Annotated in this window: 17 protein-coding genes and 2 pseudogenes; 7 read left to right on the top strand and 12 right to left on the bottom strand. The window is 68.6% G+C overall.

Going from position 1 to position 20,897, the window contains the following annotated elements; genetic code table 11:
* Positions 1 to 3: 3 nt before the first annotated feature.
* Both sbnA and BLT23_RS38725 read right to left on the bottom strand, forming a co-directional pair.
* The gene (sbnA, locus tag BLT23_RS38730) at positions 4 to 993 is read right to left on the bottom strand and encodes a 2,3-diaminopropionate biosynthesis protein SbnA (RefSeq protein ID WP_090060228.1); all 990 of its coding nucleotides are present in this window, start codon (positions 991 to 993) and stop codon (positions 4 to 6) included.
* 154 nt (positions 994 to 1,147) lie between these two features.
* The gene (locus BLT23_RS38725; RefSeq protein ID WP_090060225.1) at positions 1,148 to 2,518 is read right to left on the bottom strand and encodes a KamA family radical SAM protein; all 1,371 of its coding nucleotides are present in this window, start codon (positions 2,516 to 2,518) and stop codon (positions 1,148 to 1,150) included.
* Positions 2,519 to 2,900: 382 nt separating this feature from the next.
* Between BLT23_RS38725 and BLT23_RS38720 the strand changes: the two are divergent.
* Positions 2,901 to 3,182 (top strand): annotated as a pseudogene (locus BLT23_RS38720) (transposase); the annotation flags it as partial.
* A 66-nt stretch (positions 3,183 to 3,248) separates the two neighbouring features.
* Positions 3,249 to 4,450, top strand: a protein-coding gene (locus tag BLT23_RS38715; protein WP_090060220.1) for an IS3 family transposase whose coding sequence is annotated in 2 segments (ribosomal slippage) — positions 3,249 to 3,540 and positions 3,540 to 4,450 — 1,203 coding nt in all. Because the reading frame shifts where the segments join, the coding sequence is not laid out codon by codon here.
* A gap of 80 nt (positions 4,451 to 4,530) precedes the next feature.
* On the opposite strand, the gene pflA is transcribed toward BLT23_RS38715, so the two are convergent.
* The 9 genes from pflA to BLT23_RS38670 form a co-directional block, all read right to left on the bottom strand.
* A complete protein-coding gene (pflA, locus tag BLT23_RS38710) occupies positions 4,531 to 5,259 on the bottom strand; it encodes a pyruvate formate-lyase-activating protein (RefSeq protein WP_090060217.1) in 729 nt (242 codons plus the stop codon).
* Positions 5,256 to 7,526, bottom strand: a complete 2,271-nt coding sequence (gene pflB, locus BLT23_RS38705) for a formate C-acetyltransferase (protein WP_090060213.1) — start codon at positions 7,524 to 7,526, stop codon at positions 5,256 to 5,258. Before pflB ends, pflA begins: the two co-directional genes overlap by 4 nt.
* An 85-nt stretch (positions 7,527 to 7,611) precedes the next feature.
* Positions 7,612 to 7,947, bottom strand: coding sequence for a cupin domain-containing protein (locus BLT23_RS38700; RefSeq protein ID WP_090060211.1), 336 nt, complete (start codon positions 7,945 to 7,947; stop codon positions 7,612 to 7,614).
* Positions 7,944 to 8,672 carry a respiratory nitrate reductase subunit gamma gene (narI, locus tag BLT23_RS38695; RefSeq protein ID WP_090060208.1) on the bottom strand — a complete coding sequence of 243 codons (729 nt, stop codon included), beginning with the start codon at positions 8,670 to 8,672 and terminating at the stop codon, positions 7,944 to 7,946. The genes BLT23_RS38700 and narI overlap by 4 nt, the downstream gene beginning before the upstream one ends.
* Positions 8,669 to 9,232 carry a nitrate reductase molybdenum cofactor assembly chaperone gene (narJ, locus tag BLT23_RS38690; protein WP_090060254.1) on the bottom strand — a complete coding sequence of 188 codons (564 nt, stop codon included), beginning with the start codon at positions 9,230 to 9,232 and terminating at the stop codon, positions 8,669 to 8,671. The genes narI and narJ overlap by 4 nt, the downstream gene beginning before the upstream one ends.
* Positions 9,233 to 9,258: 26 nt before the next feature.
* The gene (gene narH, locus BLT23_RS38685; RefSeq protein ID WP_090060205.1) at positions 9,259 to 10,914 is read right to left on the bottom strand and encodes a nitrate reductase subunit beta; all 1,656 of its coding nucleotides are present in this window, start codon (positions 10,912 to 10,914) and stop codon (positions 9,259 to 9,261) included.
* Positions 10,914 to 14,498: a nitrate reductase subunit alpha gene (locus BLT23_RS38680; RefSeq protein ID WP_245744589.1), complete on the bottom strand. Its 3,585-nt coding sequence runs from the start codon at positions 14,496 to 14,498 to the stop codon at positions 10,914 to 10,916. Before BLT23_RS38680 ends, narH begins: the two co-directional genes overlap by 1 nt.
* 92 nt (positions 14,499 to 14,590) lie before the next feature.
* On the bottom strand, positions 14,591 to 15,820 hold the full coding sequence (locus BLT23_RS38675) for an MFS transporter (protein ID WP_090060248.1): 1,230 nt from the start codon (positions 15,818 to 15,820) through the stop codon (positions 14,591 to 14,593).
* Between the two features lie 134 nt (positions 15,821 to 15,954).
* Positions 15,955 to 16,557 (bottom strand): hypothetical protein, encoded by a 603-nt coding sequence (locus BLT23_RS38670; protein WP_090060202.1) that lies wholly within the window; start codon positions 16,555 to 16,557, stop codon positions 15,955 to 15,957.
* A gap of 108 nt (positions 16,558 to 16,665) precedes the next feature.
* Here BLT23_RS38670 and BLT23_RS38665 point away from each other — a divergent pair, with 108 nt between their 5' ends.
* The 5 genes from BLT23_RS38665 to BLT23_RS38645 all read left to right on the top strand — a co-directional run bounded on the left by BLT23_RS38665 (position 16,666) and on the right by BLT23_RS38645 (position 20,541).
* A complete protein-coding gene (locus tag BLT23_RS38665; protein WP_090060245.1) occupies positions 16,666 to 17,568 on the top strand; it encodes a universal stress protein in 903 nt (300 codons plus the stop codon).
* Between the two features lie 76 nt (positions 17,569 to 17,644).
* Positions 17,645 to 18,205 carry a CBS domain-containing protein gene (locus BLT23_RS38660; protein WP_090060200.1) on the top strand — a complete coding sequence of 187 codons (561 nt, stop codon included), beginning with the start codon at positions 17,645 to 17,647 and terminating at the stop codon, positions 18,203 to 18,205.
* A gap of 103 nt (positions 18,206 to 18,308) precedes the next feature.
* A complete protein-coding gene (locus BLT23_RS38655; protein WP_090060197.1) occupies positions 18,309 to 18,719 on the top strand; it encodes an OsmC family protein in 411 nt (136 codons plus the stop codon).
* A gap of 127 nt (positions 18,720 to 18,846) precedes the next feature.
* Positions 18,847 to 19,161: a universal stress protein gene (locus BLT23_RS38650; protein WP_245744588.1), complete on the top strand. Its 315-nt coding sequence runs from the start codon at positions 18,847 to 18,849 to the stop codon at positions 19,159 to 19,161.
* Between the two features lie 12 nt (positions 19,162 to 19,173).
* A complete protein-coding gene (locus BLT23_RS38645; protein WP_090060194.1) occupies positions 19,174 to 20,541 on the top strand; it encodes a DUF4389 domain-containing protein in 1,368 nt (455 codons plus the stop codon).
* Here the strand turns inward: BLT23_RS38645 and BLT23_RS38640 are convergent.
* Positions 20,530 to 20,897 (bottom strand): annotated as a pseudogene (locus BLT23_RS38640) (acetate/propionate family kinase); the annotation flags it as partial. The gene BLT23_RS38645 and the pseudogene BLT23_RS38640 overlap by 12 nt on opposite strands.

The raw sequence follows: 20,897 nt of genomic DNA, 5'->3' as shown, positions 1-20,897 counted from the left end.
AGGTCAGCCGGCCACTGTCGCCGATATGCGCGTTTCCTTGCCCAAGGCTTCTGTCACCCACGTGTTGTTGTACACGGTCTCCGCATAGGCCGTTCCGCGATCGGCGCACAGGAACAACGCACTCGGCCGTCCGGCGCAATTGTCGCGGTCCGCGAAGTAGCGCTGCACCGCGGCATAGGTGCTGCCGGTCGAGCCTCCGGTGAAGAGACCGGAGCGGCGCAGCAGGGCCCGGCAGCCGCGGACCGCCTCGTGCTCGCTCACGATCACCACGTCGTCGATCTCGGCGGTCGCCACGAGCGGCGGCACGATGCTCGACCCGAGCCCTGGCAGCTTGCGCGCCTGCGGCTCCCGACCGAAGACCACTGAGCCCTCCGTGTCGACCGCAATGACCTTGACCTGCGGAAACTCTTTCTTCAAGCGTTGTGACAGGCCCGCGACCGTGCCGCCGGTGCTGACCCCGACGAACACGTAGTCGAGGTTGTCGAGCGCTCCCGCGATCTCCCCGCCGGTCAGCAGGAAGTGCGCTTCCGCCGCGTCGGCGTTGGCGTACTGGTTGGGCCAGTAGGAGCCGGGCAGGGCCGTTTCGAGCTCCCGCACGCGCGCCAGCCGGCTCAACAGGAACCCGCCGGAGCTGTCGCGTTCGGTGACCTTCTCGACGCGGTCGCAGGCCGCCCGCAAATAGTGTTCCGTGGCGGCGTTGCAGTTCGGGTCGATCACCGGGACGAATCCGATGCCGAGTGTGCGGCAGAACGACGACATGGAGATCGCGAAATTGCCCGAAGACGATTCGACCACCGTCGTGGACGAGGTGATCTCACCGCGCTCGACCGCGCGTTTGAGAATCCAGAAAGCTGACCGGTCCTTCGAGCTGCCGGTGGGGTTGCAGAACTCCAGCTTTGCGTGCAGATCTACTTTCCCGTCGGCCACGGGCACGAGTGGAGTCGGGCTGAATGAGCGTTCGACCTCATCCAGCCTGTGTGCCAGTGCGGTCATGTCGCTACGAGAACACGGATGCGGCACGAATTGTTGCGGCGGTACCCCAGTTGCGGTGCCATATCTCCCTGCACGTGATCAGTCATAATCCCCAGCCCAGTGTCGCCATCGTATGCACGACTGTCTCGCGTTGTCCACAAATCACCGGAAGTCCTCAGCGGGCGAGCGCCTGACCAGCAGTTACCGCGTCTTCCCACCACTTCTGGCCGGTTTCTCCGAGTGTGGAGATCGGGTCGTAGTAGGGGTAGCGCCGGTCCAGCGCCCGCAGGTCGTCGGCCTCGACGGTGGTGCGGTAGTTCTTGGTCCAGTACGAGATCCCGAGCTCCCGGTCGTACTCGGCGAGCTGGTGCACCCACCGCTTGCCCACGTACGGCACGTCGCACACGATCCGCGGCGTGGCGTAGCCGGGGAGATAGCCCATGATCGCGTGCTGCAGTTCCTGCGCTTCCCACACGGCCACGCGCCAGTGCTCGGCGTTGGGGATCATGTCGCACAGGTAGAAGTAGTACGGCAGGATGTTCGCTTCCCCTTGCAGGGCAAAGCAAAGATCCAGCAGGTCGGCCAGCGTGGCGTTGACCCCGCGCATCAGCACACCCTGGTTGCGCACGTCCCGCACTCCCGCCCTCAGCGCCGTCCGCGTCGCCTCCGCCACCAGCGGCGTCACGGACTGCACATGGTTGACGTGCGTGTGGATCGCCAGGTTGACGCCCCGCTGCAACGCGGTGCGGGCAACCCGTTCCAGGCCCTCGACCACGTGCGGCTGCAGCCAGTGCTGGGGGAGCGCGCTCAGCGCCTTCGTGGCCAGACGGACGTCCCGGACCGTCTCGATGTCCAGCAGCCGCAGCACGAAGGACTCCAGCTGCGGCCACGGGACGTTGGCGACGTCGCCGCCGGACACGACCACGTCGCAGACGCCAGGAGTCTTCCTCAGGTAGTCGAGCATCTGGTCCTGGCGGTCGACCGGCCTGAGTGACAGCTTGTGCTTGTCGATCAACGGCGTGCTGTTGCCGACCAGGTCCATGCGGGTGCAGTGCCCGCAGTACTGCGGGCAGGTGGACACCATCTCCGCCAGCACCTTGGTGGGATATCGGTGAGTCAGGCCCTCGACGACCCACATCTCCGCCTCGTGCAGCGAGTCCCGCTGCGAGTGCGGATGCGACGGCCAGCGCGCATCGCGGTCCGAGGCGACCGGCAGCATATAGCGGCGCACCGGGTCCGCGAGGAAGGTGTCCGTGAACGCCTCCGGCACGAGCCGCGCGTCCACCGCCATGGTGTTGAGCACGTGCGGCGGCAGCAGCATCGACATCGTCGCGAACGCCTCCTGGTCCGCGGCGAGGTCGTCGTAGAACCTGTCCGTCAACAACCCGCCGGCCACCTGCGCCAGCTGCTTGGCGTCTTTCACGCAGTGCGCCCGCTGCCACTGGGCGTCGCGCCACTGCGCCTCGGTCACGTGCGCCCAGCCGGGAAACCGCCGCCAGTCCGGTTCGACCAACTCCCGACGCACGTACTCGTGCGGCTGCCCCATCACCAGGCGGACCGCAGCGTCGCCTGGCCATGGTGGCCCTCTTCCCCCAACGCGAACTCCCCCTGGTTGTCGGCCTGAACCGGCATTCGCAAGAGCCTGCCGCCCGGCTCGTGCAGAGTCAACAGGTCACGAACTGGAGTTTTAGTGTGGACATACCGCACCTTTACCGCCTCGCGGACCTGTGCCGCTCGAAAAGTCATCGCGGCAGCGCATCTCTCCCCGGCTGAGAGCGGTACAAGGTGACGTGGAAGGTGCTGTCCGCAGCGTCGGTGCTGCTCCGCGGTGGGCCTGACCCGTTTCGACGGACATCTGAGATCAGGGTTTTTGCCCCTGGATGTCCTTATGAAGACCATGGGCTTCGAACAAGCCCCGGCGTCCTCGTCGTGCGTTCACCCCGGAGTTCAAGGCGGAGATCGTCGAGCGGTGCCAGCGTGGTGACCGCTCGATCGCGCAGGTCGCGAAGGACTTCGACCTGACCGAGACCGCCGTGCGCGAGTGGGTCCGCCAGGCCGAGCGCGACGCCGGGACCCGCGACGACGGCGGGCTGAGCAGCGACGAGAAGGCCGGGCTCGCTGCCCTGCGGCGGGAGAACCGGCGGCTGCGCGAGGACGTGGAGATCCTCAAACGGGCCACAGCTTTCTTCGCCAAGGAGACCGGGACTTGACCCTGGATGTTGGACACCAGACACACTTGGATCCTGACGATCCGGGTGGACAGGAGTCCCGTACCGATGGTGATGAAGCAGTATCCGCCGGAGTTCCGGGCCGAGGCGGTCGCGCTCTACCGGTCCCGACCCGGTGTGACGATCAAATCGGTGGCCGATGACCTGGGCGTCAACCACGAGACGCTGCGCAACTGGATCAGGCTCGACGACGCGCAGCGCACCGCCTCACCCGCCACCACCCCGAGTACCCCGGCGCCTGCCTCGCCGGAGGACGAGAACGCCGTACTGCGCAGGCGGGTCCGTGAGCTGGAGGAGGAGCGGGACATTCTGCGCAAGGCGGCCAGGTATTTCGCCGGGGAGACGCGCTGGTGAACCGCTTCCAGTTCGTCGCCGACTACCAGCGCCAGCATGGCGTGAAGCGGTTGTGCCAGGTCATCGGGGTCGCCCGGTCCAGCTTCTACCACTGGAAGGCCACCGCGCCCGAGCGGGCGGTCCGGGCTGCGGACGACGCGCGTCTGGCCGCGCGGATCCGGGTGATCCACCGGGAATCGGACGGTACTTACGGTGTCCCGCGGGTCACCGCCGAACTGCACGACACCGGTCACCACGTCAACCACAAGCGGGTGGCCCGGGTGATGCGCGGGATCGGCCTGGCCGGGGTGCGGCTGCGCCGCCGGCACCGCACCACCGTCGCCGATCCGGCGACAGCCAAGGTCCCTGACCTGCTCGGACGCGACTTCACCGCCGACACCCCCAACACCCGCTACGTCGGCGACATCACCTACCTGCCCATCGCCGGCGGCACGTTTCTCCACCTGGCCAGCGTGATGGACCTGTGCTCACGCCGCCTGGCCGGCTGGGCCGTGGCCGACCACATGCGCGTCGACCTCGTTCTCGACGCCCTGCACGCGGCCGAGCGGACACGGGGCAGCCTGGCCGGGGCGATCTTCCACAGCGACCACGGAGCCCAATACGGTGCCACGGCGTTCGCCGATGCCTGCCGGGCCGCCGGGGTGACCCGGTCCATGGGCGCGGTGGGCAGCTCCGCCGACAACGCCGCCGCCGAAAGCCTCAACGCCTCCCTCAAACGCGAAACCCTCCAAGGCGCCCCGAATTGGGGCACCGCAACGCAAGCACGGCTGGCGGTGTTCGGCTGGGCACACCGCTACAACACCCGGCGACGCCACTCCCACCTCGGCCAGAAATCCCCGATCGACTTCGAGAACAGCCTCACCCCGACACCCGCTACGCTCACCCACGCCGCATAACCTCGTGTCCAACAGGTAGCCGCCGCGCTGTGCCCTGCTGCTGGTCATGGTGCCCTCCTATCGGCTTGAAGATGCTGGGATCAGTGCACCGGCACGCCGCGATCAGAGAACTGGCTGCGGACTCGCCGCACCAGTTCGGCGTCGGGGGTGGGGGTGTTCTCGAGCGGGAACGGGATGCCGAGAGCGGCGTACTTCGGTGCGCCGAGCTTGTGGAACGGCAGCACCTCGACGCGTTCCACGGTGTCGAGCGTGGAGACGAACCGGGCGATGCCCTCGATGTTGGCCGGGTCGTCGGTGTGGCCTGGCACGAGGACGAACCGCACCCACATGGGTTTGCCCATGTCGGCGAGCCGACGGGCGAAGGTGAGAGTGGGTGCCACCTCGCCGCGGGTGACGCGCCGGTAGGTCGCCGGGTCCCACGACTTGATGTCGAGCAGGACGAGGTCGGTGTCAGCGAGCAGTTCGTCCGAGGCTCGCGCGCCGAGGAACCCCGAGGTGTCGAGCGCAGTGTGCAGGCCGAGCTCCTTGGCGCGGCGGAAGAGCGCGGCGGTGAAGGCCGGTTGCAGCAGTGGTTCTCCGCCGCTGATGGTCATGCCGCCGCCGGCGACTTTGATGAAACGGACGTACTTGCTCATCTCGGCGGCGACCTCGTCGACGGTCATGCGATGGCCGTCGCGCATGTGCCACGTGTCCGGGTTGTGGCAGTACAGGCAGCGGAGCGGGCACCCGCTCAGGAAGAGCACGAAGCGGGTACCCGGTCCGTCGACCGAGGTGGCGATGTCCCACGAGTGGACCGACCCGGTGTTCACAGCGACTCGTGGAAGGTTCGGTTGATGACGTCGCGCTGCTGCTCGGGAGTGAGGCGGATGAAGTTCACCGCGTAGCCCGAGACGCGGATCGTCAGCTGCGGGTGGTTTTCGGGGTGTGCCATGGCGTCGAGCAGGGTTTCGCGGTTGAGGACGTTGGCGTTGAGGTGAAACCCGCCGGCGTCGGTGTAGGCGTCGAGCACGCCGACGAGGTTGGTGACCTGTTCGTCGGCGGTGCGGCCGAGGCCGGTGGGCGTGATGCTCGCGGTGAGCGAGATGCCGTCCTGGGCCTGGTCGTAGGGGAGCTTGGCGACGGACAGGGCGGCGGCGACCAAGCCGTGCTTGTCGCGGCCGTTCATCGGGTTGGCTCCGGGTGCGAACGGTTCGCCGGCGCGGCGGCCGTCCGGGGTGTTGCCGGTGTGCTTGCCGTAGACGACGTTCGACGTGATGGTGAGGACGGACTGGGTGTGCACGGCATCGCGGTGTGCGGGGTAGCGGCGCACCTTGGTCATGAAGTCCTCGACGAGGTCCACCGCGATGGCGTCGGCTCGGTCGTCGTTGTTGCCGTACTTGGGGAAGTCACCCTCGACGGCGTAGTCGACGGCGAGGCCGGTCTCGTCGCGGATCACCCTGACTCGGGCGTGCTGGATGGCGGAGAGGCTGTCGGCGACGACCGAGAGGCCCGCGACGCCGCAGCCGAGCAGGCGCTGGACGGGGTGGTCGTGCAGGGCCATCTCGATGCGTTCGTAGGCGCACTTGTCGTGCATGGAGTGGATGATGTTGAGCGCTTCGACGTAGGTCTTGGCCAGCCAGTCGGTCATCCTGTCGAACGCGGCACGCACCTCGTTGGCGTCGAGGTACTCGCCGGTGAGCGGCGGGGAGGCCGGTGCCACCTGGACTCCGGAGATTTCGTCGCGGCCGCCGTTGATCGCGTAGAGCAGGGCCTTGGCGAGGTTGACGCGGGCGCCGAACAGCTGCATCTGCTCGCCGACGCGCATGGCGGAGACGCAGCAGGCGATGGCGGTGTCGTCGCTGAAGCGCGGACGGATCAGCTCGTCGTTCTCGTACTGGATGGAGCTGGTGTCGATGGAGACCTTCGCGCAGAACCGCTTGAAGCCCTCGGGCAGGTGGGACGACCAGAGGACGGTCAGGTTGGGTTCGGGCGCGGGGCCGAGGTTGTAGAGGGTCTGCAGGAACCGGAAGCTCGTGCGGGTGACGAGCGGGCGGCCGTCGGAGCCCATTCCGCCGATGGACTCGGTGACCCAGGTCGGGTCGCCGGAGAAGAGCTGGTCGTATTCGGGGGTACGGAGGAACCGGACGATGCGCAGCTTGATCACCAGGTCGTCGACGAGCTCCTGCGCCTCACTCTCGGTGAGCCGTCCTTCGTCCAGGTCGCGCTGGAGGTAAACGTCGAGGAACGTCGACGTGCGGCCCAGCGACATGGCGGCGCCGTTCTGCTCCTTCACGGCGGCGAGGTAGGCGAAGTAGAGCCACTGCACCGCTTCACGGCCGGTGGTGGCCGGCCCGGAGATGTCGTGGCCGTAGGAGGCGGCCATCTGCCGCAGTTCCTCGAGCGCACGGATCTGCTCGGCGAGTTCTTCGCGGTCGCGGATCACGTCCTCCGTGGACCACAGCTCGTCCAGCGCCGCCCGCTCGGCCTCCTTCGCCGTGATCAGCCGGTCGACGCCGTAGAGCGCGACACGACGGTAGTCGCCGATGATCCGGCCGCGGCCGTAGGCGTCGGGGAGTCCTGTGATGATGCCGGCTTTGCGGGCTCGGCGGATCTCCGCGGTGTAGGCGTCGAAGACGCCGTCGTTGTGCGTCTTGCGGTACTGGGTGAAGATCTTCCGTACCTGCGGGTCGAGCTCGTAGCCGTAGGTCTTGAGGCCGGACTCCACGATGCGCAGCCCGCCCTGCGGCATGATCGCGCGCTTGAGGGGCGCGTCGGTCTGCAAACCGACGATGAGCTCGTGCTCGCGGTCGATGTAGCCGGGTGCGTGGGCGGTGATGGACGACGGGGTGTGCGTGTCGACGTCGTAGATGCCGCGGGCCCGCTCGTCCACGAACATCGTCGTGAGCCGCTTCCACAGCGCGGTCGTGCGCGGGGTCGGGCCGGCCAGGAAGGCCGAGTCTCCGGTGTAGGGCGAGTAGTTGGCCTGGATGAAGTCGCGAACGTCGATCTCGTCGGCCCACCGGCCTGGGCGGAAGCCCTGCCACGCGGAGCCGGCCGCCCGGAGTGAGGTTTCTTCGATCACTGCGCCAGGTCTCATACCTCCACGGTCGTCCTGTGGCGGTTCTGGCGACAGAGACCCCGGGCGGTGACAGGGCCGGGACCATGGTCCCGGCCCAGCCCGGTCAGCGGAGAGCGACGGTCAGGAGGACGACCGAGTCTGCCAGCGCCTTCAGGCCGTGCCGCAGTGGCGGGATGACGGCGAGCTGGCCATTTTCGACCGTCTGCTCGTGTTCGCTCGTGTACAGCTGGACCCGGCCGGTGACGACCTGCAGCGTGGCAGCGGCGGGGGCGTCGTGCTCGGCCAGCTCGGAGCCTTCGGCCAAGGCGATCAGGGTGGCACGAAGGGAGCTTCCGGTCACCAGGGTCCTGGCCGTTCGCTTGGCCGAGGTGGTGCGGGCTTGGTCGAGCAGGTCGCCTGCCAGGGCGTCGAGCTGGGTGACGGCGGGGTGTTCGGTCATGTCGTACGTTCCCATCCTCGCTGGGGTGAGCGGGTGCCCAGGTGGGCGTCCCGGCTTCGGTAGACGATGTACGGGCGGGTCAGGTAGCCCACCGGGGCGGAGAAGACGTGCACGAGGCGGCTGAACGGCCAGAAGGCGGCGAGCGCCCACGCGGAGAGCACGTGCAGCTGGAACCCGAGCGGTGCCTGGGCCATCAGCTCGGGTTTCGGCTGGAAGTAGAAGATCGAGCGGAACCAGGGCGAGACGGTCTCGCGGTAGTCGTGCGGGTGGTCGGTCAGGTTGCCGAGCACGGTGGTGCCGAGGCCGAGCACGATCGTGCCGACCAGCAGGACGTACATGGCCTTGTCGTTGCGCGTCGTGGCGGAGAAGACCGGTCCGACGGTGCGCCTGCGGTAGACGAGGATCGCCGCTCCCGCCAGTGTCATCGCCCCGGCGATGACACCCAGCGTCACGGCGAGCGCGTGGTACACGGACTCGCTGATCCCGGCAGCCTCGGTCCACGACTTCGGGATCAGCACACCGCCGATGTGGCCCAGCACCACGAACAGGATGCCGAAGTGGAACAGCGGACTGCCCAATCGCAGCAGCCGGTTCTCGTAGAGCTGGGAGGAACGTGTGGTCCAGCCGAACTTGTCGTAGCGGTAGCGCCAGATGTGGCCCACGACGAACACGGCCATCGCCACGTAGGGCAGGGCGACCCACAGCAGGATCTGGAGTGCGGTCATCGGGTTCCCTCCAGCATGTACGGCGCCAGGCCGACCTCCTCCTCCGGCGGTCCCTGCGCGGCGAGGCGAGCGATGGCCTCGCGGTCGTGCCCGCGCAGGGGAGGCAGCGTGGCGGAGACTGACGCGAGCACCGCGGCGTAGGGCGATCCGGCCTCCTGGAGACCGAGCCGCATCAGTTCGAGACCGGCGCGGTGTTCAACGAGAAGCCGTTGTCCCTGAACGGGGTCGCCGGTCGCCGCGAACTCCAGCACGACCGAGAGGTGGTCGGGCAGTTCGCTGTCGTCGAGTTCCAGGCCGGCCGCTCGGTAGGCGTGCTTGAACCGCAGCAACGCCATCCCGCGTTTGCGTGTGTCCCCGTACGCGAAGTAGGTCAGGTAGGGGCTGAACTTCTTGCGGTGGTCGAACGTCGCGACGTAGTCGGCTTCGAGTTCGGTCAGCGGTGTGCGGTCGAGGTGGTCGAGGAACCTCGGCAACGGAGCGCCGATCGTGACCGGCAACGTCTCGGCGGCACGGCGGAGGAGAGGTGTGCGGCTGAGGAGCTGCGCGTCGGGATAGCTCATCAGCAGGGATTGGATCTGCCACGCGATCACGGCTGCCTCCTCGGTGGGAAGAGCCCTTCCGGGCGGCCCTTGCCGTCCCAGTTGAGGAGGTTGACGCGGTGGGCTTTCTCGTCGGGGGCTGCCATCGTGTCGCTGGACTGACGGTCTCGCAGCATCCGGAAGTTCTCGACGGCGATGGGGGAGACTCCGCCGGAGCTCTCCCCGAACGGGCCGGAGCCGCCCATGCCGGGACCGCCGTCGTAGTCGAGGCTGCACTCGGTCGCCAGCTCCTCCAGCCCGTGCGCCTGTTCGGCGTGCGCGGGCGGGATGACGTAGCGGTCCTCGTACTTGGCCAGCGCCAGCAACCGGTACATGTCATAGACCTGCTCTCCGGTCATGCCTGCTCCGGCCGCGATCTCCTCGCGTGGTTCGCGGCCGAGGTTGATGTCCCGCATGTAGCTGCGCATTGCCGCCAGCTTGCGCAGCACCGAGTTCACCGGCTCGGGATCGCCCGCGGTGAACAGCCTGGCCAGGTATTCGACCGGGATGCGCAACGCGTCGATGGCGGCGAACAGGTTGCCGTGGTCCTCGGCGTCGTGGCCGGTGTCGCGGATGACGTCCACGACGGGGGACAGCGGCGGGATGTACCAGACCATCGGCATGGTGCGGTACTCCGGGTGCAGTGGCAGCGCCACGCGGTAGGTGTTGATCAGCGCGTGGATCGGTGACCGTTGTGCCGCTTCGATCCAGTCCCGCGGGATGCCGGTTTGCTCGGCCGCCCGCACGACGTCGGGGTCCTGCGGGTCGAGGAACACCTGGCGCTGGGCTTCGAGGAGGTCGTGCTCCTCCGCGACAGACGCAGCCGCGAGGACCTTGTCGGCGTCGTAGAGGACCAGCCCGATGTACCGCAGCCGGCCGACGCACGTCTCCGCGCACACGGTCGGCAGCCCGACCTCGACGCGCGGGAAGCAGAAGGTGCACTTCTCGGCTTTGCCGGTGCGGTGGTTGAAGTAGACCTTCTTGTAGGGGCAGCCTGAGACGCACATGCGCCAGCCGCGGCAGCGGTCTTGGTCGACGAGCACGATGCCGTCCTCGGTGCGCTTGTAGATCGCCCCGGACGGGCACGACGCGGCGCACGACGGGTTGAGGCAGTGTTCGCAGATGCGGGGCAGGTAGAACATGAAGGTCTGCTCGAACTCGAACCGGACCTTGTCCTCGATGCCCTTGATCAACGGGTCCCGCGTCGCGAGCTCGGGTGCACCGGCGAGGTTGTCGTCCCAGTTGGCCGACCACTCGATCTTCGTGTGCTCGCCGGTGATCAGCGAACGGGGCCGGGCGACCGGTGTGTGCTCTTGCAGCGGCGCGGTTGTGAGGATGTCGTAGTCGTAGGTCCAGGGCTCGTAGTAGTCCTGGATGCTCGGCAGTTTCGGGTTGCTGAAGATGGTCAGGAGCTTGCGCAGCCTGCCGCCGGACCGCAGGGTGAGCCGTCCGCGCCGGGTGCGGGTCCAGCCGCCGAGCCAGCGTTCCTGGTCCTCGTAGGTGCGCGGGTAGCCCTGTCCAGGACGTGTCTCGACGTTGTTGAACCACACGTACTCGACGCCGGAGCGGTTGGTCCAGGTCTGCTTGCAGGTGACCGAGCAGGTGTGGCAGCCGATGCACTTGTCGAGGTTCATGACCATCGCCATCTGTGCCATGACTCGCATCAGTACGTCACCTCCTGGCCGCGGCGCCGGATCACGGTGACCTCGTCGCGCTGGTTCCCGGTCGGGCCGAGGTAGTTGAAGGCGAACGACAGCTGGGCGTAGCCGCCGATGAGGTGGCTGGGTTTGATCAGCAGCCGCGTCAGCGAGTTGTGGATGCCGCCGCGCTTGCCGGAGGTCTCGCTGCGGGGCACGTCGATCAGGCGGTCCTGGGCGTGGTGCATGTACACGGTGCCCTCCGGCATCCGGTGCGACACGATCGCCCTCGCCACGACGACGCCGTTGCGGTTGACCGCCTCGATCCAGTCGTTGTCCGCCACGCCGATCTTCGCCGCGTCCTCCGCGGACATCCAGATGGTCTGCCCGCCGCGGGAGAGGCTGAGCATGAAGAGGTTGTCCTGGTACTCGGAGTGGATCGACCACTTGGAGTGCGGGGTGAGGTACCGCACCGTGAGCCCTTCCGCGCCCTGGTCGCCGATGGCGGGTTCGTCGAACAGCGCCGTCATGTCGAGAGGTGGCCGGAACACCGGCAGTTGCTCTCCCATCTCGGTCATCCAGTCGTGGTCGAGGAAGAAGTGCTGCCGACCGGTCAGCGTGTGCCACGGTTTGAGGCGCTCGACGTTGATCGTGAACGGCGAGTACCGGCGCCCGCCGGTCTCCGAGCCCGACCACTCCGGCGAGGTGATCACCGGGACCGGTGCTGCCTGGGTGTCGGCGAACGTGATCTGCTTGCCTTCGTGCTCGGCGGCCAGATCGGCGAGTTCCGTGCCGGTGCGCCTCTCCAGCTTCTTGAAGCCCTGCGTCGCGAGGTGTCCGTTGGTGGTGCCCGAGAGGGCGAGGATCGCCTCGCACGCGTGGACGTCGCGGACGAGGGAGGGACGTCCGTCCGCCGGTCCGCCGCGGATGGTGCCGTTCTTGTGGGTGAGGTAATCGACTTCGCGGCCGAGGTCGTAGGTGATGCCCTTCGTGGTCGCGCCGAGCTTGTCCGCGAGTGGTCCCAGCGCGCTCATCTTGGCCGCGATGGCGGTGTAGTCGCGTTCCACCACGGTGAGCCGCGGCATGGTGACGCCGGGGACCGGCTCGCAGTCTCCGGCCTTCCAGTCGCGGACGACACCGTGCGGGTTCGCGAGCTCGTCCGGGGTGTCGTGCAGCAGAGGCGTGGCGACGATGTCCTTGCGCACGCCCAGGTGCTTCTCCGCAAGCGTGCTGAAGACCTCGGCGATGGCCTGGAACGCCGCCCAGTCCGTCCTGGTCTGCCACGGCGGTGAGATCGCCGGGTTGAACGAGTGCACGAACGGGTGCATGTCCGTGGTGTTGAGGTCGTGCTTCTCGTACCACGTGGCCGCGGGCAGCACGACGTCGGAGAAGATCGTCGTGCTGGTCATCCGGAAGTCCAGCGACAGCAGCAGGTCCAGCTTGCCGGTCGGCGCGCCGACGTCGTCCTCGCGCAACGAGGAGTCCGTGCCGAGCAGGTGCTTGAGGAAGTACTCGTTGCCCTTGGCGGACGAGCCCAGCAGGTTCGCGCGCCACACGCTGAGCACGCGCGGAAAGTTCTCCGGCGCGTCCGGGTCTTCGCACGCGAACCGCAGCCGGCCCGACTTCAGCTCGTCGACGACGTGGTCCGCGGCCGGACGACCTGACTGTTCGGCGTCATCGGCGAGGTCCAGGGGGTTGCGGTCGAAGGTGGGGTACGACGGCATCCAGCCCATACGCGCGGACTGCGCGATGAGCTCGTGGGTGCTCTTACCGCCGAGCGAGTCGAACCGGTCGTAGCGGAACTGGTCGGTGTGGAGGTACCAGTACGCGGTCTGGATCATCTGCCTGGGCGGGCGCGACCAGTCCAGGCCGAACGCGAGCTGTGACCAGCCGGTGATCGGACGGCACTTCTCCTGGCCGACGTAGTGCGCCCAGCCGCCGCCGTTGACACCCTGGCAGCCGGTCAGCGTGGTGAGGGCCAGGAACGCGCGGTAGATGGTGTCGGAGTGGAACCAGTGGTTCGTCCCGGCGCCCATCAGGATCATCGACCTGCCGCGCGACTCCTCGGCGTTGGCGGCGAACTCCCGCCCGATGCGCTCGGCGGCCTTCGCGGGCACACCGGTGACCGCCTCCTGCCACGCCGGGGTGTACGGCTCGGACGCGTCGTCGTAGCCCGTCGGCCAGACCCCCGGCAGACCCTCCCGGCGGACGCCGTACTGGGCCAGCATGAGGTCGAACACGGTCGTGACGAGGAACCCGTTGACGTACTGGGCCGGTACTCCGCGCAGCATCGAGCCGTCCGCGTCGAACCGCGGCAGCTCGACCTCGACCGCGTCCGCGCCCTCCAGGGACAGCCGCGGGTCGATGTCGCCCAGGTCGAGGTTCCACCGCCCCTCGCCCTGGTCGCCGTAGCGGAAGCCGAGTGACCCGTTCGGGACCACCGGCGTGCCTTTCACGTCGTCGAAGACGACCGTCTTGAACGCGGCGTTCTCCCCGCCGAGCGGGCCGTAGAGGTCCGCTGCGGTGAGGAACTTGCCCGGGACGCACGTATTCCCGCGCCGTTCGAGCTTCACGAGGAACGGCAGGTCGGTGTAGCGCTTGACGTAGTCGGTGAAGTAGGGGACCTGCCGGTCGACGAAGAACTCCTTCAGCACGACGTGGCCCATCGCCATCGCGAGCGCTCCGTCCGTGCCCGGTGCGGCGGCGAGCCATTCGTCGGCGAACTTCACGTTGTCCGCGTAGTCCGGCGCCACCGCGACGACCTTCTGCCCGCGGTAGCGCGCCTCCGCCATCCAGTGCGCGTCCGGGGTGCGGGTCACCGGGACGTTCGACCCCCACATGATCAGGTAGCCCGCGTCCCACCAGTCCCCGGACTCCGGCACGTCGGTCTGGTCGCCGAACACCTGCGGCGAGGCCACGGGGAGGTCGGCGTACCAGTCGTAGAACGACAGCATCGAGCCGCCCAGCAGTGACACGAACCGCGCTCCGGACGCGTGCGAGACCATCGACATCGCGGGGATGGGGGAGAAGCCCGCGACGCGGTCCGGGCCCCAGCGCTTGATCGTGTGCACGTGCGCGGCGGCGACCATCTCCGTCGCCTCGTCCCAGGAGGCTCGGACGAGTCCACCCTTGCCGCGGGCTGCCTTGTATCGCCGGGAGCGCTCCGGGTCGTCGACGATGTCCGCCCACGCGAGGACGGGGTCACCGGTGCGGGCCTTGGCCTCGCGGTACAGGTCCAGCAGGACGCCGCGGACGTAGGGGTAGCGGACGCGGGTGGGGGAGTAGGTGTACCAGGAGAACGCGGCGCCGCGAGGACAGCCGCGCGGTTCGTACTCAGGGCGGTCGGGACCGACGGACGGGTAGTCGGTCTGCTGGGTCTCCCAGGTGATGATCCCGTCCTTGACGTACACCTTCCACGAGCACGAGCCGGTGCAGTTGACGCCGTGGGTGGAGCGGACGACCTTGTCGTGGCTCCACCGGTCCCGGTAGAACTCGTCGGCCGCCCTGCCCCCGATCTGGTGCACTGTGCGCAGGTCCTCGGAGACCTCGGCACGGGTGAAGAACCGCCGGGTCCTCACCAGCGCGTCGATGAAGTCGCTCTCGGTGCTCACGAGCCGGTTCCTCCTGGCAATCAGTCGGGAAGCGCGATTGGCAGGGCTCCGGCCTGACGGTAGGACGCCCTGGTGAAGTTCGCAGCGGACGATCAGCCGCGGTGGGCCTGAACCGCTCGGCGTACGGCGGTCGCCGTGAAGAGGGCAGCGGCGAGCGCAACGGCGGCGAGCGCCACGAGACCCAGTGCGTAGGAGGAGACCGCGCCGTACAGGGCGCCCATCACCAGCGGCGGGACGAAGCCGCCCAGCCCACCGGCCGCGCCGACGACCCCGGTGACCGAGCCGACCTTGTTCGCGGGCGCGAGCAACGCCACCAGGGCGAACACGGCGCCACTGCCGGCACCCAGAGCGGCGGCCATCGCCAGGAACGCGATCGTGCCGAGCGGCATCAACGTGGGTGTGAAGGCCTGGAGGACCGCGCCCGCCGTCACGACGCCGAACACGACGGTCAGCACCCGGACGGGGCCGATCCGGTCGGACAGCCAGCCCCCGGCCGGCCGCATCACGACGGCGAGCAGCACGAATCCCGCCATCCGGTTGGCTGCGTCGGCCTGAGCCAGCCCGTAGGCGGTCCGCAGGTACGCGGGCAGGTAAACGGAGAAGGCCACGTACCCGCCGAACGCGACCGCGTAGAGGGCTGCGGCCTGCCAGGTCGCAGCCAACCGCGCCGTCGCCTGGAGTCGTTTGCCGACGGACTCGACCGGCACAGTGCGGCCAGGAGCGTCGCGCAGCACGAACCACGCGGTCAGGGTGTACACCGCCAGCACGATCGCGGTCGCGATGAACGGTGTGGCGACTCCCCACGTCTTAACCAGGCTGACGGTGGTGAGCGCGCTGATCGCGGTGCCGCCCATGCCGGCACCGAAGACGCCGATCGCGAGACCGCGGCGTTCAGGCGGGAACCACGCGTTGACGAACGGCACCCCCACCGCGAACGAGGTGCCGCCGATGCCGAGAAAGAAACCGCCGACCAGCAGCGCGACCAGCGACGAGTGCCCGAGGAGGCCGAGGAACAGGACGGGGACGATCGTGACGGCCGAGACGAGCGGGAACATCACGCGGCCGCCGTACCGGTCGGTGAGCGCTCCGACCGGGATCCTGCCGACCGAGCCGACGACCACCGGGACGGCGACCAGCAGGGCCTGTTCGAACGAGCTCAACGCCAGGGAGTCCTTGAACAGCGGGCCGAGCGGGCTCAGGAGTGCCCACGCCCAGAAGTTGACGGCGAACCCCAGGGTCGCCATGCCCAGCATCACCCAGCGCGTGGCCGGTGAACCCGTGCCGGTCGGATCGGCCGGTCGCTTCCGCTGTGTCGTGGCCATCGTCCACCTCAGCCTGTCGCTCGCCGTGCCCACCTGGCCGATGGACGCTCCTCAGCGTGTGCGGCGGGAACGGACGGGCACAGAGATCAAGGGTCGTGACAGTCGAGGACCAAGGGCCCTGTTCTGCCTCGGGTTCAGGGTTTGCCCAGCAGGTAGGCGAGCGCCGCGCCGGTGATGAAGGCCATGGTCGCCGCCATCAGCAAGCCACCGGCCGCCCCGATGAGGATGACGAGCACCGTGGGCTGTCCTAGCCGCCACAGAGGGCTGGTGAAGGTCGCGAAGACGAGCAGCCCTGCGCACCACGCCGCCCCGGTCAGCCAAACCCACCGGAACGCGCGGTCGACGTGCCGGCGCAGTACGAACCATTGCCCGATCCCGATGGACAGCACGACGCCGATGCCGGCGATCGCGGCGAGAGGCAGCAGAACCGCCGGCGGGAGTGAACGAAGCGGTTCCTCGTTGTGCACAGCGAACAGTGCGATCGCCCAGGCGAGCCCCGCGGCCAGAGCGGTGACGCCGATCCAGTCCCGGACGTTCACTCTGGGGATGACGCGGCGCAGAACAAGGCACTGAGCCCCGCCGAGCACCACGCCTTCGACGACGCCCGCCAGCACGAGCAGCGGGCCCGAGGACGTCAGTGCGGCCACCACTGCCGGTATCAGGAAACCCGCGAACTCACCCGCGGTCACCCAGAGCAGCCAGGTCGCCCAGACGTTGCCCATCAGCTTGGTGCTCATGTCTCCACGGTGCTACGGGGGCACGGGCGTTCGCAGAGACGAAGGTCCTCGACGGGGTGAGCACGTTCGCCCTGCCCGCGTCCCCTCGCGGCGCGGATCGTGGACGACATGACTGGTAGCTCGCGTAGCGACAAGAATAAGGCTCCGTCCGCGCCCATCGTCGTCGGTGTCGACGGCTCGGATTCGGCGCTGGCCGCCGTCGGCTGGGCCGCGGCCGAGTGCGCTCGGCAGCACGTCCCGCTCCGGCTGGTGCACGGCTACCTGGTCGTCACCGGTTACCCGGAGATGGTGATCACCGATCCGGAGGTCCGCGGGCTGCTCGAGCGGCAGGGCCGTGACTGGCTGACCGAAGCCGCCGCGGCGGCGAGGGCGACCGCGCCGGACGTCGAGGTCACGACGGAGCTCCAGTGCAGCGGTGCGACGGGACTGCTCGTGGACGAGTCCAAGAAGGCCCGCCTCGTCGTGATCGGTTCGCGGGGACGCGGCACCGTCACCGGTCTGCTGCTCGGGTCCACGGCGGTGGCGCTCGCGGCCCACGGGCACAGCCCCGTGGTGGTGGTGCGGGGCACCGAGACGCCGGACGGTCCGGTCGTGGTGGGCGTGGACGGATCGCCGACCAGCGAGGCCGCGCTGGCGTTCGCCTTCGAGACGGCCTCCGGCAGGGGCGCCGCGCTGACGGCGGTCATGACGACGCAGGACTTCACCGTCGACAGCGTCTACAACGCCTCGCGCATCGCGATCGACTGGGCGCAGGTCGAGGAGGACGGACGCAGGCTGCTCGCCCAGCGTCTCGCCGGCTGGCAGGAGAAGTACCCCGACGTCGAGGTGCACCGCGTGGTGATGCGGGACCGGCCCGCTCGTGCCCTGCTGCGGTTCGGGGCCGAGGCGCAGTTGCTGGTCGTCGGCAGCCACGGGCATGGAGGGTTCGCGGGGATGCTGCTGGGTTCGACCAGTCAGGCTCTCGTGCACCACGCCCCGTGCCCGCTCGCGATCGTCCGCACGCCGAAGTGACGGAGGACCAACGTCACCGTCCCGCCGTGGCCTAGCGCACTGCCGATTCGCTGCCGTGAGGAAGACGCTCGGTGACATGAACGCAGCAGATGTGATGACCAGTCCGGCGATCGCGGTGCGACCCGGCACCACGGTCCGCGCTGCGAGCGCGGTGCTGGGTGACCACGGGTTCTCCGCTCTGCCGGTCGTGGACGACGATGGCAGGCTGGTCGGCATCGTCTCGGGAGCCGACCTCCTGCTCGCGGGCATGTCCCCGGAGACGGCGACCTCCCCGGTGTCCCGGGTGATGCGCGGGACCGTGATCAGCGCTCCCGCGACCGCGTCACCCGCTGAGCTCACGGCCACCATGTTGTCGCAACGGTTGCGCTGCCTGCCGATCGTGACGGACGGTCAAGTGCTCGTCGGCGTGGTGAGCCGAAGCGACCTGCTGCGCATCCTCACGCCGGCCGACGCCGTTCTCGCGGCGAGGGTGGAGACGGCACTGCGCGCGTACAGCGCTAGTCCACGATGGACGGTCTCCGTCGAGAACGGCGAGGTCACGGTGACTGGCGGTTTTCTCGACCAGGCGGAGCGCAGAGTGATCGAGGCCCTGGTGCGCACCGTGCCCGGCGTGCGCGGTACCGACCTCGCCTCTTGAGGGCGAAGGTCCTGAGCCGGTCGGGCCCCGGGCCACTGACCGCGGTGCGCGCGCTTCGAGACGCTGAAGTCGTGACAGACCGCTCCTGAACCGAGGACACATCATGACCCCAGCGCCGAAACAGCGGTTGACCGTGCAACACGTCCGTGGCGACGAGTTCATGCTCCGGCTGCGCGCCCACGAACTGCACACCGATCAACCGGAGAGCGATCGCGCGCTGTCTCCCGTCGAGCTGTTCGTGGCGTCGCTCGCGACCTGCGTCGCTCACTACACGGGGACCTTCCTGCGCCGTCACGAGCTGTCCCACGACGGTCACACCGTGACCGCCGAGTACGAGATGGCGGCGGATCGCCCGGCGAGAGTGGCCCGGATCCGGATCACCGTGCACGTCGGTGTCGCGCTGACACCGCAACAGGAGGCAGCGGTCCAGGCGGTCGCGAACCACTGCACCGTCCACAACACGCTCCGGCGACCGCCGGAGATCGAGATTCGCATCAACGGGGAGAAGAGATGACTACGAAGAACGCGCCGATCGTCGTCGGTGTCGACGGAACGCCCGCTTCCGCCGCCGCGCTGCGGTGGGCGGTCGACGAGGCTGTTTCGCGCCGCTGCACGTCGTGCACGCGTGGACGTACGAGCCGATGGTCGACTGGAACGAAACCAGTGCGCAGACCCGGTTACAGGAGTCGGAAGCGCTTATGGAGACCGCTGTGAAGGCGGCACTGGAGGGCTTGGCGGAGCAGCCAGAGGTTGATCGGCGCAGCCTGCGCGGCGACGCGGCCGAGGTCTTGGAGGAGGCGTCGAAGGGCGCCGCGATGCTGGTTGTGGCCTCGCACACCGGGCATCGGCTGCGCCAGATCGTGATGGGGTCGACGAGCATGCACTGCGTGCGGCACTCCTCGGTGCCGGTGGTCGTGATTCCGGTGAACGAGCACTCCGCGAGCGACGAGACGTAAAGGAGGAGGACGATGACCACCACCGTCACCACCGGCTACCCGGTGCACGTGCACGCGCGGCTCGATCCCGGACTGAGCCGGTGGTTGTGGCTGGTGAAGTGGTTCCTCGCGATTCCGCACTACGTCGTCCTGGCGTTCCTGTGGCTCGGGTTCGCCGTGGTGAGCGTGGTGGCGTTCTTCGCGATCCTGTTCACCGGCCGCTACCCGCGTGCGCTTTTCGACTTCAACGTGGGCGTGCTGCGCTGGTCGTGGCGCGTCGCCTACTACGCGTACGGGGCGCTCGCGACCGACCGCTACCCGCCCTTCAGCCTCGGAGCCGAGCCAGACTACCCGGCAACGCTCGACATCGCCTATCCCGAACGCCTCTCCCGTGGTCTGGTGCTGGTGAAGTGGTGGTTGCTGGCCATCCCGCACTACCTGGTCGTCGGGTTCTTCCTCGGCGGCGGCAGCTACGTCGCGTACCAGACCGGGCAGACCGTCTACAGCTCCGGCGGCGGCCTCATCGGCTTGGTGGCCTTCTTCGCCGGCATCGCGTTGCTGTTCACGGGCAGGTATCCGCAGGGGCTGTTCGACTTCGTGCTCGGCATGGACCGCTGGGCGTTGCGCGTGGCGGCCTACGCGGGGCTGATGACGGACACCTATCCGCCGTTCCGGTTCGACTCCGGTGGAGACGAGCCGGGTACCGCGACGATCGAGCAGTTGCCACCACCTGCTCCGGATGACCGGTCCTGGCCCTCCGGCAGGATCGCCTCGGTGGTCGTCGGGATCATCCTGCTGATCACCGGCGGCGGCATCGGGGTCGTCGGCCTGACCGGGCTGTGGGCGGACTCCACGCAGCGGGACGCCGCGGGCTTCCTGAGCACCACCTCGGAGTCGTTCCGTGGCAGCGGGTACGCGCTGGAGTTCGGAACGGTCGAGCTGCACTGGACCGGCGAGGGCCGGCTCTTCGCCGGTGACTGGCTCGGTCAGGTCCGGGTGAAGGCGGACGACGACGTGTTCATCGGTATCGGCAGGACGGACGACGTCAACCGCTACCTGTCCAATGTGGAGCACGACGAGGTCAGCACGGCCGGGTCGCGGGCGGCCTATCGCCACCGTGATGGCGGCGCGCCGGCTGACCCGGCCGTGCAGACGTTCTGGGCGGCGTCGGGCACCGGAGAGGTGACTTGGCGAGCCCAACAGGGCAGTTGGTCCGCCGTGGTGCTCAACGCGGACCGCTCGCGGGTGGTTGACACCCATCTCGTCGTCGCAGCGGAGGCTCCCGCGCTGCGCCCGCTCGCGATCGGTCTGGCCATCGGCGGAGGTGTGGTGTTCCTCTTGGGGCTCGTGGTCATCCTGACTTTCGGCCGTCCACGTCGGGAGCACGACTCACTGACGTAGTACAGCGCGTGTCCGGCCCGCGATTTCCAGGTCCTCGCGGGCCTGCACGACGAGGACCTGCTTGATCCCGAGGAACGCCAGGCCGTTCACGACGTCGTTGCGCAGCGTGGCGTCGTTCTCGCCGACCCCGCCGGTGAACACGAGCAGGTCGACGCCGCCGAGCGAGGCGGCCATCGCGCTGATCGCCTGGCGGAGCCGGTGGGTGTAGATCTCCAGTGCCAGCACCGCGTCGTGGTGTCCGCTCTCGGCTGCCGCGCGCACCTCGCGCATGTCGCCGGTTCCCGTCAGGCCGGTGAGGCCGGAGTGGTGTTCGAGGCCGTCTTCGAGCTCCTCGACGGAGAGGCCGGCTTTGAGCA

The organism is Lentzea fradiae (assembly GCF_900100955.1).
GTDB lineage: Bacteria > Actinomycetota > Actinomycetes > Mycobacteriales > Pseudonocardiaceae > Lentzea > Lentzea fradiae.
Note: the sequence above shows the minus strand (reverse complement) of the source record. Positions and strands in the feature narration are given on the sequence as shown.

What these genes read in the sequence shown, in the direction of transcription:
- BLT23_RS38700 (WP_090060211.1), bottom strand. Translation starts at nt 7,947, where the DNA reads ATGACCGAACACCCCGCCGTCACCCAGCTCGACGCCCTGGCAGGCGAC.
- BLT23_RS38675 (WP_090060248.1), bottom strand. Translation starts at nt 15,820, where the DNA reads ATGGCCACGACACAGCGGAAGCGACCGGCCGATCCGACCGGCACGGGT.
- narI (WP_090060208.1), bottom strand. Translation starts at nt 8,672, where the DNA reads ATGACCGCACTCCAGATCCTGCTGTGGGTCGCCCTGCCCTACGTGGCG.
- sbnA (WP_090060228.1), bottom strand. Translation starts at nt 993, where the DNA reads ATGACCGCACTGGCACACAGGCTGGATGAGGTCGAACGCTCATTCAGC.
- BLT23_RS38650 (WP_245744588.1), top strand. Translation starts at nt 18,847, where the DNA reads ATGGTCGACTGGAACGAAACCAGTGCGCAGACCCGGTTACAGGAGTCG.
- BLT23_RS38725 (WP_090060225.1), bottom strand. Translation starts at nt 2,518, where the DNA reads ATGGGGCAGCCGCACGAGTACGTGCGTCGGGAGTTGGTCGAACCGGAC.
- pflB (WP_090060213.1), bottom strand. Translation starts at nt 7,526, where the DNA reads ATGAGACCTGGCGCAGTGATCGAAGAAACCTCACTCCGGGCGGCCGGC.
- BLT23_RS38655 (WP_090060197.1), top strand. Translation starts at nt 18,309, where the DNA reads ATGACCCCAGCGCCGAAACAGCGGTTGACCGTGCAACACGTCCGTGGC.
- narH (WP_090060205.1), bottom strand. Translation starts at nt 10,914, where the DNA reads ATGCGAGTCATGGCACAGATGGCGATGGTCATGAACCTCGACAAGTGC.
- BLT23_RS38660 (WP_090060200.1), top strand. Translation starts at nt 17,645, where the DNA reads ATGAACGCAGCAGATGTGATGACCAGTCCGGCGATCGCGGTGCGACCC.
- BLT23_RS38645 (WP_090060194.1), top strand. Translation starts at nt 19,174, where the DNA reads ATGACCACCACCGTCACCACCGGCTACCCGGTGCACGTGCACGCGCGG.
- BLT23_RS38670 (WP_090060202.1), bottom strand. Translation starts at nt 16,557, where the DNA reads ATGAGCACCAAGCTGATGGGCAACGTCTGGGCGACCTGGCTGCTCTGG.
- BLT23_RS38665 (WP_090060245.1), top strand. Translation starts at nt 16,666, where the DNA reads ATGACTGGTAGCTCGCGTAGCGACAAGAATAAGGCTCCGTCCGCGCCC.
- narJ (WP_090060254.1), bottom strand. Translation starts at nt 9,232, where the DNA reads ATGAGCTATCCCGACGCGCAGCTCCTCAGCCGCACACCTCTCCTCCGC.